This window comes from Streptomyces sp. NPDC107500 (assembly GCF_055582785.1).
Map to the genome: position 1 here is coordinate 357,772 of NZ_JBVJPF010000001.1, position 16,525 is coordinate 374,296.

Genomic DNA, 16,525 nt, shown 5'->3' on the forward strand with positions numbered 1-16,525 from the left:
GCCACCCCGCCCGTACGCCCCTGGGAGGGGCGGTGGTTCACCCCCGGGAGGGCCTCGGTTGTCGGCGGCTGCCCGTACCGTTGACGCATGGATCTTCGACTGCCCCGCGTGCGAGGGCTGCTACGGGGGCCGCGGCGGATACTCTCCGCCGCGGCCGCTGTCGTCGTGCTCGCCGGTGCCGGGACCTGGACGGCCGTCGCCGGCGACGACCCGCCCCCGGTGCACCGCGCCGACCGGGTCGTGGAAGTGGGCGACGGAGTGCGCCTGGACACCTCGTACTTCACGGCAGGCTCCGACGGCCGCCGCCCCGCGGTCCTGCTCGCGCACGGCTTCGGCGGCAGCAAGGCCGACGTCCGGGACCAGGCGGAGCGCCTCGCCCAGGACGGGTACGCGGTGCTGACGTGGTCGGCGCGCGGCTTCGGCAGGTCGACCGGGAAGATCGGGCTCAACGCCCCGGACGGCGAGGTCGCCGACGTGTCCCGGCTGATCGACTGGCTCGCCGGGCGGCCCGAGGTCCGGCTGGACGGCAAGGGCGACCCCCGCGTGGGCATGGCCGGGGGCTCCTACGGCGGCGCCGTCGCGCTGCTCGCCGCCGGGCACGACGACCGCGTGGACGCCATCGCCCCCGCCATCACGTACTGGAACCTGGCGGACGCCCTCTTCCCGAACGGCGTCTTCAAGAAGCTCTGGGCCGGCATCTTCGTCAACATGGGCGGCGGCTGCGAGAAGTTCGAGCCCGCGCTCTGCCGCATGTACCAGCGCGTCGCCGAGAAGGGGGCGCCGGACGCCGAGGCGGTGAAGCTACTCCAGGAGCGCAGCCCGCAGGCAGTCGGCGACCGGATCGACGTACCCACACTGCTGGTCCAAGGCCAGACCGACTCCCTCTTCCCGCTCGGCCAGGCCGACGCCGCCGCCAAGGCGATCCGCGCCAACGGCGCACCCGTGGACGTCGACTGGGTCTCGGGCGGACACGACGGCGGCGACATGGAGACCGACCGCGTCGAGGCCCGCACCGGCGCGTGGTTCGACCGCTACCTGAAGGGCGACGAGTCGGCCGGCACCGGCCCCGCCTTCCGCGTCTCCCGCACCGTCGGCACCGGCAGCGGCGACGGCGAGCCCCGCCTGGAGGGCGTGAGCGCCGGCTCCTACCCCGGCCTCGGCGGCGAGCCCCGCGCGGTCGAACTGCGCGGACGCGAGCAGACCTTCGAGAACCCGGCGGGGGCCGCCCCGCCCGCCGTCTCCGCCCTGCCCGGCATCGGCGGCTCCGGCGGCCTCTCCCAGCTCTCCTCGCTCGGCGTCGGCATCTCCCTCGACTTCCCCGGCCAGTACGCGGCCTTCGAGTCGGCACCCATGCGCGAGGACCTCCAGATCACCGGCTCGCCCACCGCGACCGTCCGCGTGCAGTCCACCGCCGAGGACGCCGTGCTCTTCGCCAAGGTGTACGACGTCGGCCCCGGCGGCGCCCAGCAGGTGCTCCCCTCGCAACTGGTCACGCCGCTGCGGGTGGCGGACGCCAGGGCCGGCAAGGACGTCACGGTCACCCTGCCCGCCGTCGACCACGAGGTGGAGCGCGGCCACAAGCTGCGCCTGGTCCTCGCCTCCACCGACCTCGGCTACGCCTCACCGGCCGCCCCCGCCACCTACACCGTCTCCCTCAAGGGCGGCCTGTCCGTACCGACCGCCCTCGGCGACACCGGCGCCACGGCCGGGCTGCCCGCCTGGGTCTGGTGGGCGCCCCTCGCGGGAGCCGCCGTCGCCGCGGCCCTGCTGCTGACCGCCCGCCGCCGCACCTCGGCCCCGCCTCCCGACCCCGCGCTGGCCGGCGTACCCCTCCAGATCACCGGCCTGACCAAGCGGTACGCCAAGTCCGCCGACCGGTACGCCGTGCGGGACCTGTCCTTCCGCGTGGAGAAGGGCCAGGTGCTCGGCCTCCTCGGGCCGAACGGCGCGGGCAAGACGACGACCCTGCGCATGCTGATGGGCCTGATCGCGCCGGACGGCGGCGACATCCGCGTCTTCGGCCACGCCATCGCGCCCGGCGCGCCGGTGCTCTCCCGGGTCGGCGCCTTCGTCGAGGGCGCGGGCTTCCTGCCGCACCTGTCCGGCCGGGAGAACCTGGAGCTGTACTGGCGGGCCACCGGCCGCCCCGCCGAGGACGCCCACCTGGACGAGGCCCTGGAGATCGCCGGCCTCGGCGACGCGCTCGCCCGCGCGGTGCGCACCTACTCCCAGGGCATGCGCCAGCGCCTGGCCATCGCCCAGGCCATGCTGGGCCTGCCCGACCTGCTGATCCTGGACGAGCCGACCAACGGCCTCGACCCGCCCCAGATCCGCGAGATGCGCGAGGTGATGATCCGCTACGCGGCGGCCGGACGCACGGTGATCGTCTCCAGCCACCTGCTGTCCGAGGTCGAGCAGAGCTGCACCCACCTGGTGGTGATGGACCACGGCCGGCTCGTGCAGGCCGGTCCGGTCGGCGAGATCGTCGGCTCCGGGGACACCCTGCTGGTCGGCACCCGCACGCGCGTGGACGCGCCCCTCGCCGAGAAGGTCGCCGCGCTGCCCGGGGTGGCCTCGGCGGCCGTCACCGACGGCGGCCTCCTGGTCCGCCTCGACCCCACCGGCACCGCCCGCGACCTCATCCCCGAACTCGTCCGCCTGGACGTGCCCGTGGAGTCGGTGGGCCCCCACCGACGCCTTGAGGACGCCTTCCTCACCCTGATCGGAGACTCGGCATGAGCACGCTGGCCGACCGCGCCGAGCCCACCGGCGCCCAGGAGGTCGCCGAGGGCTACCGCGCGGGCCGCACGCTGCCCGTCCGGGTCGAAATGGCCCGGCAGCTGAAGCGGCGGCGCACCCTCGTCATGGGCGGCATCCTCTTCGCCCTCCCGTTCGTGCTGCTCGTCGCCTTCCGGATCGGCGGCGAGCCGGGCGGGTCGAACAACCAGGTCAGCCTGATGGACTCGGCCACCGCGTCGGGGGCGAACTTCGCCGCGGTGAACCTGTTCGCCTCCGCGGGCTTCCTGCTCGTCGTGCCCGTCGCCCTCTTCTTCGGGGACACGGTCGCCTCCGAGGCCGGCTGGTCCTCGCTGCGCTACCTGCTCGCCGCGCCGGTACCCCGCGCCCGCCTGCTCTGGTCCAAGCTGGTCGTCGCCCTCACCCTCAGCCTCGCCGCGATCGTCCTGCTGCCCCTGGTCGCCCTCGCCGTCGGCACCGCCGCCTACGGCTGGGGCCCGCTGGAGCTGCCCACCGGCGGCAGCCTGCCCACCGGCACCGCCGCCGAGCGCCTCGCCCTCACGGTGGCGTACGTCTTCGTCTCGCAACTGGTCACCGCCGCGCTGGCGTTCTGGCTCTCCACCAAGACCGACGCCCCGCTCGGTGCGGTCGGCGGCGCGGTCGGCCTGACCATCATCGGCAACGTCCTGGACGAGGTGACCGCCCTCGGCGACTGGCGCGACTTCCTGCCCGCCCACTGGCAGTACGCCTGGCTGGACACGGTCCGCCCCGAGCTGGACTGGACCCGCCTGATCCAGGGCACCTCGCTCTCGGTGACGTACGCACTGGTCCTGTTCGCCCTGGCCTTCCGGAACTTCTCCCGGAAGGACGTGGTGTCCTAGACGCCGTGTCCTGGGCCGACGGGCCCGGGCCGGACATCGGTCCGGTCACCGGAGGATCACCCACCGGTCACGCGGGCCCGCCGCCGTGCCCACTTCGAGACGCACCCGTGACGCCCCGTCCCGCACGTTCCGCCCCGCCCCGCCGTCACAGTCACGTAGGTCGGGGTCAACGGAACCAGGGGGTAGGGACGATGAAGCGGTACCGGACACGAAGGCCGGTCGGCGCGCTGCTCGCGCTCACGGCGGCGGGCGGCCTGCTGCTCACCGGCTGCGGGGGAGGGGACGACGCGGCCCAGGGGGCGAAGGACACCGCCGCCGATTCCCGGGGCGGCGGCTACGCGCCCGCGCCCGACGCCCCGCGCGGCGGCACATCCACCGGGGAGGCCGGGGAGACGGGCAAGAACGGCGACTCCCGGGAGGTCGCCCCCGACCCCGACCACCTCTCCACCTTCGCCCTCGACGTGGACACCGCGTCCTACGGTTACGCCCGCCGCACCCTCTCCGAGGGCCGGCTGCCCGGCCCGGCGACGGTCCGGCCCGAGGAGTTCGTCAACAGCTTCCGCCAGGACTACGACCGCCCCGACGGCGACGGCTTCACGGTGAGCGTGGACGGCGCCCGCACCGACGAGGAGGACTGGTCGCTGGTCCGCGTGGGCCTCGCCACCCGCGCCGCCGAGCAGCGCGGCGAACGCCCGCCGGCCGCGCTGACGTTCGTCATCGACGTCTCCGGCTCGATGGGCGAGCCCGGCCGTCTGGACCTCGCCCAGGATTCCCTCGCCACCATGACCGACCAGCTGCGCGACGACGACTCCGTCGCGCTCGTCACCTTCAGCGACGAGGCCGAGACGGTGCTGCCGATGACCCGGCTCGGCGATCACCGCGGCCGGGTCCACGACGCGATCGACAGCCTGGAGCCGACCGAGTCCACCAACCTCGGCGCGGGCGTCGAGACCGGCTACGACACCGCCGTCGAGGGCCGTCGCGAGGGGGCCACCAACCGCGTCGTCCTCGTCTCCGACGCCCTCGCCAACACCGGTGACACCGACGCGGACACCATCCTCGAACGCATCGCGGACGAGCGCCGCGAGCACGGCATCACCCTCTTCGGGGTCGGCGTCGGCAGCGACTACGGCGACGCCCTGATGGAACGCCTCGCCGACAAGGGCGACGGCCACACCACGTACGTCTCGGACGCCGAGGACGCCCGCGAGGTCTTCTGCGAGCAACTCCCGCGCCACATCGAGCTGACCGCCCGCGACGCCAAGGCCCAGGTCGCCTTCGACCCGGAGACGGTCGCCGAGTTCCGCCTCGTCGGCTACGACAACCGGCAGGTGGCCGACGAGGACTTCCGCGACGACCGCGTGGACGGCGGCGAGGTGGGCCCCGGCCACACCGTCACCGCGCTGTACGCCGTGCGCACCCGGCCCGGTGCCGACGGACACCTCGCGACGGCCACCGTCCGCTGGCTCGACCCCGACAGCCGGACCCCGCACGAGGAGTCCGGCGACGTGGAGACCGACGCCCTCGGCGACTCGGTCTGGGAGGCGGACCGCGGCCTGCGGGTCACCGCGACCGCCGCGTACTTCGCGGACGCGCTCCGGTCCTCGTCGTCCCCGGCCTCCTCGGACTCCTCCTCCTACGGCGACAACACCGGCCACGGCTCCCTGCCGGGCGCGCCCGGCCTCGGTGAACTCGCCGAGCGCGCCGGCTCCCTGGCCGGCCGTACCGAGGACGAGGACGTCCGGCGGCTGGCCGAGGCGATCGGCACGGCGAACCGGCTGACCTGAGGCGCCTCGGTCCGCCCGCACCCATTGACCTATGCTTACTCCTGAGTAAGTTTACTCAAGAGTAAGCAAGTCTGGATGCGCACGACACAACGCCAGCCGATCAGCGACCGGGAGCCGACATGGGCGTACGCAAGGACCTGAAACGGGCGAGAAACCGCGGTGACCTGGTGTCCCGCGCGAGCACCGAGACCGTCAGGGACGCCCACGGCGCCGTGCGCGAGGCCAGCACCGCACCCCTCGCGCCCCGCCCCACCACCGGCAGCACCGCCGACATCCCGTACACCAACGCCGCCGAGGCCCCCGACGCGGTGGTCCTGCGCCGCGAGGTGGACGGCGCCTGGCGGCCCGTCACCGCGGCCGAGTTCGCCCGCGAGGTGACCGCGGTGGCCAAGGGCCTGATCGCGTCCGGCCTGGAACCGGGCGGACGGGTCGCCGTCATGTCCCGCACGCGCTACGAGTGGACCGTCCTGGACTTCGCCATCTGGGCGGCCGGCGGCCAGACCGTCCCCGTCTACGCCACCTCCTCCGCCGACCAGGTCGAGTGGATCGTCCGCGACTCGGGCGCCCGGCACCTCGTCACCGAGACCGCCGCCAACACCGCCACCGTCCTGGCCGGCACCGCCGCCCACCCCGAACGCCCGCGCGTCTGGGAACTCGACGCGGGCGCGCTCGCCGATCTCACCGCCCTCGGCGCGGGCGTGAGCGACGAGGAGGTCACCAAGCGCCGCACCGCCCTGACCCCGGACGCGGTGGCGACCGTCTGCTACACCTCCGGCACCACCGGCCGCCCCAAGGGCTGCGTCCTCACCCACGCCAACCTGCACGCCGAGGCCGCCAACACGGTCGAACTGCTGCACCCGATCTTCAAGGAGGTCACCGGCCAGACCGCCTCGACGCTCCTCTTCCTGCCGCTCGCCCACATCCTGGGCCGCACGATCCAGATCGCCTGCCTGCTGGCCCGCATCGAGATCGGCCACTTCCCGAGCATCAAGCCCGACGAACTGCGCCCCGCGCTCAAGTCGTTCCGCCCCACCTTCCTGGTCGGCGTCCCGTACCTCTTCGAGAAGATCCACGACACCGGCCGGGCGACCGCCGAGAAGATCGGCCGCGGCGCCTCCTTCGAGCGCGCCCACCGCCTCGCCGTCCGCTTCGGCGGCGCCCACCTGGAACGCTTCCTCGGCCGCGGCAAGGGCCCCGCCCTCGGCCTGTGGGCCGGCTGGGCCCTGTACGACCTGCTGGTCTACCGGCGGGTGCGGGCCGAACTGGGCGGCCGGATGCGCTACGCCATCAGCGGCGGCTCCCCGCTCGACCGCGACCTCAACCTCTTCTTCTACGCCGCCGGAATCATGGTCTACGAGGGCTACGGCCTCACCGAGACCACCGCCGCCGCCACCATCGTCCCGCCGCTCGGCCCCCGCCCCGGCACCGTCGGCCCGCCCGTCCCCGGCACCTCGGTGCGTATCGCGGACGACGGCGAGGTGCTCGTCAAGGGCGGCATCGTGTTCGGCGCCTACCGGGGCAACCCGGAGGCCACCGACGCGGCCCTCACCGACGGCTGGTTCGCCACCGGCGACCTCGGCTCCCTCGACGACGACGGCTACCTCACCATCACCGGCCGCAAGAAGGACCTGCTGGTCACCTCCGGAGGCAAGAACGTCTCCCCGGCCGTCCTGGAGGACCGCCTGCGCAGCCGCCCGCCCGTCGCGCAGTGCCTCGTCGTCGGCGACAACCGCCCCTTCGTCGGCGCCCTGATCACCCTCGACCCGGACGCCGTCGCCCACTGGCTGTCGGTGCGCAAGCTGCCCGCCGACACTCCGATGTCCGAGGTCGTACGGGACGAGAGGATGCGGGCCGACGTCCAGAAGGCCGTGGACCACGCCAACGCGGCGGTCTCCCGGGCCGAGTCGATCCGCGCCTTCCGGCTGGTCGAGGGCGAGTTCACCGAGGAGAACGGGCTGCTGACCCCGTCGCTGAAGGTGAAGCGGCACGCGGCCGTCGCGGCGTACGCGGACGCCATCGAGGCCCTGTACGCGCCGCCCGGGCGCTGACACGCGAAAGGGGCGGACCGCCGTTGTGCCCGGCGGCCCGCCCCTCGGCCGATGTCAGCCCTTGCCGCCCTCGCCGTTCGTCGACAGGATCGACACGTCCTCGAGCAGGTGGGCCAGCGCACCGTCGCGCTTGGTCTGCGTGGAGTTCTCCGCGCACTGCTGGTTCAGGTCGTCCGACAGGACCGGGATGTCCTGGATCGGGATCAGTCCGACGACGCTGACCGGGATGTCGCTGACCGCGATGCACGGCTTGTTGAACGACCCCTGGATGAGCGCCATCTGCGGGCTCATGTTGCCGTGGGTCGCCGAGTTGCCGAAGTACTGCGAGGCCCCGTTCCCGTTGGCCGAGACGGGCCCGCTGTCGTCGCCGATCGCCATCGCCTGCGGGGCCGCGGCAGCGGAGGCGCCCATGACGGAGGCGGCGATCGCCGCGTAGGCGGCTACCTTCTTGATCACTGGCCAGTCCTTTCTGAGGAAACCCCGTCCACCGGAGCGCACTGGTCAACTCCACGATTCCGGCCGGGTTTCTCCCGTTCACCCGGTCGGCGGACACGGGAAGTCCGTACGGCTCCTTGATTCCACCGGTATTCCGGCGATCCGGCTGTCCCATTTCGGGATCCGGCGGAGGCCCAACCGGGTGAACGCCCGAAACCAATCATCGCGCACCGGGTTGATGAGGCCGTAGGACAGTGCGTCGCTACGACGAAAGGAACGCGAAGTGCTCAAGAAGGCAATGGTCGCCGCGGCGGCTGCCGCTTCTGTGATCGGCATGTCGGCTGCCGCCGCTCCTCAGGCTCTTGCCATCGGGGACGACAACGGGCCGGCCGTGGCCAACGGCAACGGCGCCAAGTCGGCGTTCGGCAACTCGGCGACCAAGGGCGACATGAGCCCGCAGCTGTCGCTGGTCGAGGGCACGCTGAACAAGCCGTGCCTGGGTGTCGAGGACATCAACGCCGCCGTCATCAACCTCGTGCCGGTCCAGGACATCAACGTCCTGTCGGACGACCTGAACCAGCAGTGCGCGGACAACTCCACGCAGGCCAAGAGGGACGGCGCCCTGTCGCACGTCCTGGAGGACCTGTCGGTTCTGTCGGCGAACGGCGAGGGCCGGGACTGAGTCTCCCGCCCACCAGCCCGGGCGGCCCGCTGACTTCCCCGTGGGCCGCCCGGTCGTTCCCGGGCCGGGGTTTCGCCTGGAAGCGGTTGACGTCGTCCCCCTTCTGGGGGAATGGCCGGGCCGTGGCGTGAGGCATCCGAGTGAATTTCGGGGTGTCCCACGTTCGGTAGTTGCTCCGGCCGTCAATTCCTCGTTTGCAACCTGCAGGTCATGGTGCGAGCCGTCAATGCTGTGCTCGCGCGGTTTTTCGGCCGCCATTCAGGCATGACCGCAGAGAAGGGAAAGCTCATGAAGAAAACCGCTGCCGTCGTCGCGGGCGCGATCATGGCTCTCGGTATGGCCGCCCCGGCCTTCGCCGACGCCGACGCCCAGGGCGCCGCGATCGGCTCCCCGGGCGTCCTGTCCGGCAACGTCGTCCAGGTTCCCGTCCACGTTCCCGTCAACGTGTGCGGCAACAGCATCAACGTCGTTGGTCTGCTGAACCCGGCGTTCGGCAACGAGTGCAAGAACGACTGACGTCGTTCCGCACCGACCGGCTGCGTCACGGCCGGCCTTGGCCAGCTTGTTTGGTTCGGGGCCGGCTCTTCCCCTTTCCGCAGCCTGTCCTCCGGATCGTTCTCCAGCCATCTCTACAAGCAGGAAGACAACGAGAGTGCGACAGACTCTGAGCAGGGGGATGGTCGCGGCTGCCGCCGCGACGGGCATCCTTTCCCTGTGCGGCAGCCCCGCCCTGGCCGACTCGCAAGCGGACGGAGCCGCCAAGAACTCGCCGGGCGTCGCGTCCGGCAATGCCCTCCAGGCCCCGGTCGACGTGCCGGTGAACGTCTGCGGCAACACGGTCGACGTGATCGCGGCGCTCAACCCCGCCTTCGGCAACGAGTGCGAGAACGACTCGGACGAGCAGAAGAAGAGCGGCTCCAGCGCGGACACCTCCGACGCCGACACCGACACCGACGCCGCCGACACCGACGCTTCCGGCACCGACGGGAGCAGGGCCGACGCGAGCGCCGCCGCCGTGGGTTCGCCGGGCGTCGGCTCCGGCAACGCCGTGCAGCTCCCGATCGAGGTGCCGGTCAACCTCTGCGGCAACACGGCCGACGTGATCGCCGCGCTCAACCCGGTCTTCGGCAACGAGTGCGAGAACCACTCCGAGGAGCCCCCCGGCTACGGCGAGGAGGAGCCGCCGCCCCCCACCACCCCGCCCACGGAGGAGGAGCCGCCCCCGCCCCCGAGCGAGGAGAAGCCCCCGCCGCCCGCCGAGGAGGAGAAGACTCCGCCCGCCCCGCAGACGGAGCAGCCGCCCGTCCTGGCCGAGACCGGCAGTGAGGGCACGCTGGGCGCCGCCGCCGCGGGTGCCGTGCTGATCGCCGGCGGAGCGATCCTGTACCGCAGGGGCCGGGCCGCCACCACGCGCTGACCCCGCTCCACCCCGACGCCCCCGGCCGGCCCGCATGGGCCACCGGGGGCGTCGTCGTGGCCGCGTCCCGCGTCAGTGGCTGCCCGCCCGGTCGCCCCCGGGGCGGTCCGGCTGTCCCGCACGGTCGGCCCGCGGGGCACCCGCCTGGCGCACCACGCGGGCGCGGGCAGGGGCCTCGTTCGCCGGGCGCGCGCGCCGGCTGCGTGCGCGGTCCAGCACCCGGCCGGTCACATGACGGCCCCACAGGGTCCACAGGGCCCGGCCCGGCGCCCGGTCGTCGGGGGCGTGCCAGGCCAGCTCCCGCCCGACGGGCATCGGCCGCAGCGCGCTCAGCGGCGCGTAGTTCTCCACCACGAAGGCCCGCCCCGGCCGCGGCACCCCCTCGGGCAGGGCCCGGTGGGTCAGGTCCAGGTGCAGGGCCCGTACGACGTCCAGCCCGGCGGAGTCGGTGAAGAGCCGGAACTGCGCGCCGGGACGCGGGTTGAAGTCGAGCAGGTGGTAGCCGCCCGTCGCACCGCAGCGGCGGAAGTCGAGGTCGAAGACGCCCCGGTAGCCCAGCTCGCCGGTGACCCGCTCGGCCAGCGCCTGCACCTGCGGGTTGGGCGTCCAGCGGCCCACCGCGGTCAGACCGGCACCGCGCGGCCTGGCCCGGGTCTTGCGGCCCGGGCCGCCCGCCCGGACCGTGCCCGAGCGGTCGGCGTACCCGTGGAAGAACCAGTCGCGGTCCGGCCCCGGCGGCAGGAACGCCTGGAGCAGCAGCCGGCTCCCCGCCTCCTCGGCCCGCCGGTACAGCTCCCCGGCCTCCCGTGCCGAGCGCACCAGCACCGTGCTGCGCAGCCCGCCACCAGGGGGCACCAGCCAGGGACGGCTCCACTTCGCCACCACCGGCAGACCCAGCCGCCACGCGGCCCGCGCCGCCTGGGCCGGTCCGTCCGGGACCAGCGTCTCGGGGTGCGGCACGCCCAGGGAGGCGCACACCCCGGCCAGCTCCGCCTTGTCGGCGACCCGTGCGGGCAGGTCGTCCGGCTGGTCCGGCAGCAGATACGCCGGCGCCAGCTCGGCCCGCGCCCGGCCCACCGCCACGGCACACGCGTCGTCCATCGGAATCAGTACCGCGGGACGTCCGATCCGTGCCGCCACCCGGCGCAGGGCCGCCGTGATGTCGGCGGGCGACGCGCCGGGCGGCGGGGGAGTGTGCAGCCCCGTCACGTAGCGGGAGGCGCGGACGGGGCTGCTCGCACAGTCCGCGACCACGTGCACGTCCACTCCAGCCCGACCGAGCGAACGCACGGCGCCCAGCGTGCCGTGGTGAAAGGGATTCCGGTCGGTCCGCAGCAGAACGGCGGGGACGCGGGTGTCGAACAGCGACACGGGAAACTTCCTTCGTCTTCGAATCGGTTCACCGGTGCGGGCGATCGGCGCACTCGAAAGCCGTAGCGGCGGTGGCGTGATGGCATTTCATATGACTGAGTGTCAGTAGCGGAGCGGAATTCACGGCGAGGAATGGAGCCGGTATGGCCGTACGGCATTCACGGAACCGGTCCGGGCGGCCGGCAGGCGTCGCGGCGGCGGTCGCGCTGGCGGCGCTGGTGGCCGCGGCGGGCCCCACGGCCGCCGCCGAACCGACCCCGCCGGCACCCGCACCCGCGCCCGCGGCCCCGGCACCCGGAGCCCCGGCGAAGAAGCCCGCCGCCACCCCCGCGTTCGGCGCGTACCTGGACTACGGCCCGCGCGGCGTGGCCCGGATGGCCGGCCTCAGCCAGTGGCTGGGCGACGCCGAACTGCGCGTCGGCCACACCTATCTGCCCGGCGACCGCTGGAGCAACATCGAGGGCGCCCCCACCTTCCTCGACGCGTGGGCCGACTGGCGCACCCGCAAGGCGGACCGGATGTTCGTCCTCAACGTGCCCATGATGGAGCGCAACGAGGAGGGGGTCGGCGACGACGAGGTGCGCGCACTGCTGCGCCGGGGCGCCGCCGGAGAGTTCGACCACCACTTCCGCGCCCTCGCCGAACGGCTCGTCGCACTCAAGGTCCCGGACACGGTCCTGGTGCTCGGCTGGGAGATGAACGGCATCACCTACACCCACCGGTGCGGGCCGGACCCGGAGGCCTGGAAGACGTACTGGAAGCGGATCGTCACCACCATGCGGGCGGTGCCCGGCCAGAAGTTCCGGTTCGACTTCACGCCGAGCCGCGGCCGGGACGCCGTCCCCTGGACGACGTGCTATCCGGGGGACGACACGGTCGACATCATCGGCATGGACTCCTACGACCAGCCGCGCGGAATGACGTTCGACGAACAGGTGAAGGAACCCTACGGACTCCAGGCGCACGTCGATTTCGCGAAGAAGCACGGAAAGCCCGTCTCCTATCCGGAATGGGGGCTGTTCCGCAACGGCGACAACGCCGACTACATGCGGCGCATGCTGGCCTGGATGGACGAGCACAAGCCCGTCTACAACACGGTCACCGACTACTGCCCGCACGGCGTGTGGCAGTGCGACGACAATCCCCGCTCCACCGCCGTCTACCGGTCCGTGCTCTTCGGCCGCACCGACGAGCCCGCACCCGGGACCCCGGAGCCCACCACGCCCGCGACGCCCACCACGCCGCCCGTGCCCGCGGTGCCGGAGACCACGCCCCGGCCGCCGGCCGGCTGCTCGCCGCTGGAGCTGGGCGACTGGGTCGAGTACTGGCTCGGCGGGAAGCTCTGCATGCGCCTCGACTGGTACTCGCGCGACGAGTAGCCGTACGCGACGGTGGCGGCCGGGCTCGTCAGGTGCCGCCGCCACCGTCGCCCTCCTTCCGCTCCGGGCGCCGCAGCAGCGCCTTGCCCCGCCGTCGCGCGGCGGCGTCGCCCAGGGCCGCCGCGAGCAGCGGGGCGGTGCGCCGGCGGGCCAGCAGCAGCCGCTGGTTGGACACCGCGTCCGGGCGCCAGTGGTGCTTGTACGGCTCGTTGCCCCGCAGCAGGCTGAGCGTGCCGCGCCCCGGCTGCCGGGTGTGCTCGGCGCTCGCGTCCAGCAGCATCACCGCCACGTCCGCCCTGCGCTCCCGCAGCCGGGGGTGGGCGCCGTACAGATAGCCGCCGGCCAGCCGGCGCGACAGCAGCGTCACGTCCACGGCCACCACCTCGTCGTCCATCCGGAACTCGGTGACCACCGCGTCCCCGGCGCACACCATCGGCCGCACCGCCCGCACCAGGTGGTCGCGGAACCGCGGCTTGAGGTGCTCGCCGGTCACCTTGCGGTCCTGCCACTGCAACCGGTGCAGTTCGAGCAGCCGCCGCAGTGCCGCGTCGACCTCGTCGGGCAGGACCGTCCGGCTCTTGACGCCGAGCGAGTCCAGGCGGCGCAGCTGGGCACGGACCCGCTGGCGGGCCTTGGCCGAGGGCAGCCGGGCGACCAGTTCGTCCATCGGGAGGGCGGGCAGCTCCAGGCAGAGCGAGTCGGCCAGTCGGCGGCGAGGGCCGCGCCAGCGCTCGTAGACCCGCTCGGCGGCGGCGCCCGGCCGAACCTCGCGCAGGTCGACCAGTGCGGTGCGGGCGGCCCGGGACAGGCCCTCGGTGAGCGCGTCCACCGCGTCCGGGCCGCGCTCGTCGTCCAGGAGGACGTCGCCGTAGTCGGAGATCGCCCCGCCCAGCGGCACCAGGGCGGGTACCGGACGCCGTACGAGCGTCAGCGGTGCGGCGGCGACGAGGTCGCGGCCGTCGCGGGCCAGCACCAGCCGCAGCCGGCCGCGCGTGCCGTACGACCGCCACCACGCGTGCAGCCAGGCGTGGCTCTGGAACGGCGTCGCGGACGCGCACCGGGCGTGGAGACGCGTCCACTGCGGCGCCAGGTCGGCGAAGTGCGCCTCGTCGGTGACCAGTTCGGTCGTGCAGCCGGCCGGGGGCGCGGTCGTGCGCGCCCTCGTGTCCGTCACAGCTGCCCGCGGACGCCGGCCGCCGAGGCGGGTCCGGGCACGGCCGCCGTCGCACGGCCGCCGTCCGCCGCGGCACGGCGCGGGCGGGCCAGCAGCGCCAGCCCGCCGAGCAGCCCGCCCGCGCTCGCGCCCACCAGGCCGGTCACCACGGCGGACGCGGAGGACGGCTCGGCCGGCTTGGTCGCCCGCGCGAACTGCCGCAGCTCCACATGGGTGTCGTCGACGGAGGCCGCCGCGTGCTGCGTCAGCGCGCGGGCGACCGCGTTGGCCATGTCGGCGGCCTCCTCCGGGTCGGCGGAGGTGGCCGTCACGGAGACCATCGGCGCGTCCGGCGAGGTGGCCGTGCGCACGCTCTCCTCCAGCCGGGCCACCGGCACGTCCGCCCACATCTGCGCGTCCCCGAGCACCGCGAGCTGCGTGGCGACCCGCCCGTAGGCCTGCGCGAAACCCAGCGCGGACGCCGGATCGGACTTGTCGGTGGGGACGGCGACGACGTAGCCGGTCGCCGTGTACTGCGGGGTGGTGAGCTGGCCGTAGCCGGCGCCGAGCAGCCCGCCGGCCAGGACACCGGCCACCAGCGGCGACCAGGGCGGCAGCGACCGCAGGCGGCCCCGGACGCGGTGCAGGGCGGCCCGTGCGCGGCGCGGGCGGGCGGGCGGCCCGGCCTCGGGCTCCGCCGAGGGCTGGGCCGGGGACTGGGTGAGGGGCTCGGTCATGTGGAACTGACTCCCTGGGGTGCCGGGGACAACGGGTGCGTGAGGGTGGTCGCGTACACGTCCATCAGCCGGGCGGCGCTGCGCCTGACGCAGTAGTGGCGGGCGGCCTCGGGAACCGTGCGCGGCCCGGGACCGGGGTCGGCGCCGGCCCGGACCTCGGCGAGGGCGCGGGCGAATTCCTCGGCGCCCCCGGTGACCCGACGGGCGGTGGGCGCGTGCCCGGACGGCAGGTCCTCGATCGCCGGGCAGGACGCGTACAGCACCGGCAGCCCCGACGCGAGGCCCTCCACGACCGCCAGGCCGAAGGCCTCCTCCGGCGAGGGCGACGCGAGGACGTCCATCGCGGCGGCCAGCGAGGGCAGGTCGGGCCCGGGGGAACCGTCGGGGACGTAGGGGCGTTCGCCGGTGAGCAGGACGCGGTCGGCGACCCCGGCCTCGCGGGCGGTGCGGCGCAGCACGTGCTCCTCGGGGCCGCCGCCGACCAGCAGCAGCCAGCAGTCGTCCGGGAGTCCGGCCAGGGCCCGGACCAGAACGTCGAACCGCTTGGCCGCGGTCAGCCGGCCGACGCCGCCGATCACGTACGCGCCCTCCGGCAGGCCCAGGCGGCGGCGGGTGCGCAGGCGCTGGACCGGATCGAACCGGAAGCGGTCCAGGTCGATGCCGTTGGGCACCACCTCGATGCGGGGCGCGGGCACCCCCCACCGCTTCAGCCGGTCGGCGACGGTGGGGGAGACGGCGACCGTGGCGCTGCCCAGCCGCTCCCCGGCCAGGTACAGGGCGCGGACGCCCGGGGTGAGCGGGCGGCCCTCCATCTGGGAGTCGCCGAGGGAGTGTTCGGTGGCGACGACGGCGCGTACGCCGGCCAGCCGGGCCGCGAGCCGTCCGTACAGGCAGGCGCGGTAGAGGTGGGTGTGGACCAGGTCGTAGCCGCCGGCGCGGATGAGGCGGGCCAACCGGGGCAGCGCGGCCAGGTCGCGGTTGCCGGTCATGCCGAGGTGGACGACCCGGACGCCGTCGGCCAGCAGTCCGTCGGCGACCGGGCCGGGGTTGGTGAGCGTCACGACGTCGCAGTCGACCGGCAGATGCCGCAGCAGCAGCCTCAGTTGCTGCTCGGCGCCGCCCACGCCGAGACCGGTGATGACGTGCAGCGCCTTGAGGTCCGGCACGTCAGACCCCCGCCACGGGACGGCGGCGCAGTCGGTGCAGCCGCGTCTTGAGCAGCAGCCGCAGGGACGTGTCGTTCTGCCCCACGTGCACCCTCGGCAGCGCGTACGGGCCGGTCAGCGGGCCGGGGTCGATGGCGCAGGCGTAGCCGTACCCGGCGGTGCGCACGGCGTCGGCGGCGCGGGCGTCGACGGTACCGTACGGGTAGCAGAAGCCGGTGACGGGAGCGCCGGTCAACTCCGTGAGCAGCGCCCGGCTCTCGGCGGTCTCGGCGCTCAGCGCGGCGTCGTCCGCCCGGGTCAGGTCGATGTGGGTGAGTCCGTGCGAGCCGATCTCGACGCCCTCGGCGGCGGCGTACCGGATGCCGTCGGCGGTCAGCAGCGGCTTGCGCGGGCCCAGCGGGTCCCAGGCGTTGAACCCGCCGAGCCGTCCCGGCAGGACGAACAGGGTGGCCCCGCACCCCCAGCGGTGCAGGCACGGCAGGGCGTGCTCGACGAAGTCGGCGTACCCGTCGTCGAAGGTCAGCCCCACCAGGTCCCGGCCCTCGCCGCGGGCCCGCGCGGCGAGCAGTTCGGCCATGGACACACCGCGCAGCCCGCGCCGCCGCAGCCAGCCGAGCTGCGCGTCCAGCCGGCCGGGCGTGACCGTGACGCGGTACGGGTCGTCCGTGGCGTCGCCGACGGAGTGGTACATCGCCACCCAGGGGACGGAGCCGGGGCGCGGACGGCCGCCGGT

Annotated in this window: 14 protein-coding genes; 8 read left to right on the forward strand and 6 right to left on the reverse strand. The window is 74.2% G+C overall.

The genetic code is table 11. From position 1 onward, the window contains the following. Window positions 1–87 precede the first annotated feature (87 nt). The 4 genes from ACZ67M_RS01620 (at window position 88) to ACZ67M_RS01635 (ending at window position 7,452) form a co-directional block, all read left to right on the forward strand. On the forward strand, window positions 88–2,739 hold the full coding sequence (locus tag ACZ67M_RS01620; RefSeq protein WP_392100939.1) for an alpha/beta fold hydrolase: 2,652 nt from the start codon (window positions 88–90) through the stop codon (window positions 2,737–2,739). Beyond that, window positions 2,736–3,617, forward strand: a complete 882-nt coding sequence (locus ACZ67M_RS01625; protein ID WP_469849138.1) for an ABC transporter permease — start codon at window positions 2,736–2,738, stop codon at window positions 3,615–3,617. Before ACZ67M_RS01620 ends, ACZ67M_RS01625 begins: the two co-directional genes overlap by 4 nt. Before the next feature lie 191 nt (window positions 3,618–3,808). Continuing rightward, complete coding sequence (locus tag ACZ67M_RS01630; protein WP_469849140.1) at window positions 3,809–5,404, forward strand: vWA domain-containing protein; 1,596 nt, start codon at window positions 3,809–3,811, stop codon at window positions 5,402–5,404. 119 nt (window positions 5,405–5,523) lie between these two features. Further along, on the forward strand, window positions 5,524–7,452 hold the full coding sequence (locus tag ACZ67M_RS01635; RefSeq protein WP_469849141.1) for an AMP-dependent synthetase/ligase: 1,929 nt from the start codon (window positions 5,524–5,526) through the stop codon (window positions 7,450–7,452). A gap of 54 nt (window positions 7,453–7,506) precedes the next feature. Here ACZ67M_RS01635 and rdlB read toward each other — a convergent pair whose 3' ends face one another. Beyond that, a complete protein-coding gene (gene rdlB / locus ACZ67M_RS01640) occupies window positions 7,507–7,908 on the reverse strand; it encodes a rodlin RdlB (RefSeq protein ID WP_469849143.1) in 402 nt (133 codons plus the stop codon). 262 nt (window positions 7,909–8,170) lie between these two features. On the opposite strand from rdlB, the gene rdlA reads away from it, so the two are divergent. From rdlA to ACZ67M_RS01655, 3 genes are all read left to right on the forward strand, one after another. Continuing rightward, the gene (rdlA, locus tag ACZ67M_RS01645; protein WP_122620037.1) at window positions 8,171–8,569 is read left to right on the forward strand and encodes a rodlin RdlA; all 399 of its coding nucleotides are present in this window, start codon (window positions 8,171–8,173) and stop codon (window positions 8,567–8,569) included. Window positions 8,570–8,857: 288 nt separating this feature from the next. Further along, entirely contained in the window at window positions 8,858–9,085 is a 228-nt protein-coding gene (chpD, locus tag ACZ67M_RS01650) for a chaplin ChpD (protein ID WP_122620038.1), read from the forward strand. Between the two features lie 160 nt (window positions 9,086–9,245). Then, window positions 9,246–9,986: a chaplin gene (locus ACZ67M_RS01655; RefSeq protein WP_469849722.1), complete on the forward strand. Its 741-nt coding sequence runs from the start codon at window positions 9,246–9,248 to the stop codon at window positions 9,984–9,986. Between the two features lie 72 nt (window positions 9,987–10,058). Here the strand turns inward: ACZ67M_RS01655 and ACZ67M_RS01660 are convergent, their stop codons facing one another. Beyond that, window positions 10,059–11,357, reverse strand: coding sequence for a carboxylate--amine ligase (locus ACZ67M_RS01660; RefSeq protein ID WP_392235246.1), 1,299 nt, complete (start codon window positions 11,355–11,357; stop codon window positions 10,059–10,061). Between the two features lie 143 nt (window positions 11,358–11,500). On the opposite strand from ACZ67M_RS01660, the gene ACZ67M_RS01665 reads away from it, so the two are divergent. Further along, a complete protein-coding gene (locus ACZ67M_RS01665) occupies window positions 11,501–12,736 on the forward strand; it encodes a glycoside hydrolase family 26 protein (RefSeq protein ID WP_392100928.1) in 1,236 nt (411 codons plus the stop codon). A 28-nt stretch (window positions 12,737–12,764) separates the two neighbouring features. Here the strand turns inward: ACZ67M_RS01665 and ACZ67M_RS01670 are convergent, their stop codons facing one another. From ACZ67M_RS01670 to ACZ67M_RS01685, 4 genes are read right to left on the reverse strand one after another with little or no spacing between them, the layout of a single operon-like run. Next, the gene (locus ACZ67M_RS01670; protein ID WP_469849145.1) at window positions 12,765–13,910 is read right to left on the reverse strand and encodes a GNAT family N-acetyltransferase; all 1,146 of its coding nucleotides are present in this window, start codon (window positions 13,908–13,910) and stop codon (window positions 12,765–12,767) included. Then, complete coding sequence (locus ACZ67M_RS01675) at window positions 13,907–14,626, reverse strand: YveK family protein (RefSeq protein WP_392235243.1); 720 nt, start codon at window positions 14,624–14,626, stop codon at window positions 13,907–13,909. The genes ACZ67M_RS01670 and ACZ67M_RS01675 overlap by 4 nt, the downstream gene beginning before the upstream one ends. Next, the gene (locus ACZ67M_RS01680; protein ID WP_469849147.1) at window positions 14,623–15,792 is read right to left on the reverse strand and encodes a glycosyltransferase; all 1,170 of its coding nucleotides are present in this window, start codon (window positions 15,790–15,792) and stop codon (window positions 14,623–14,625) included. Before ACZ67M_RS01680 ends, ACZ67M_RS01675 begins: the two co-directional genes overlap by 4 nt. Before the next feature lies 1 nt (window position 15,793). Beyond that, complete coding sequence (locus ACZ67M_RS01685) at window positions 15,794–16,483, reverse strand: polysaccharide deacetylase family protein (RefSeq protein WP_469849724.1); 690 nt, start codon at window positions 16,481–16,483, stop codon at window positions 15,794–15,796. Window positions 16,484–16,525 lie beyond the last annotated feature (42 nt).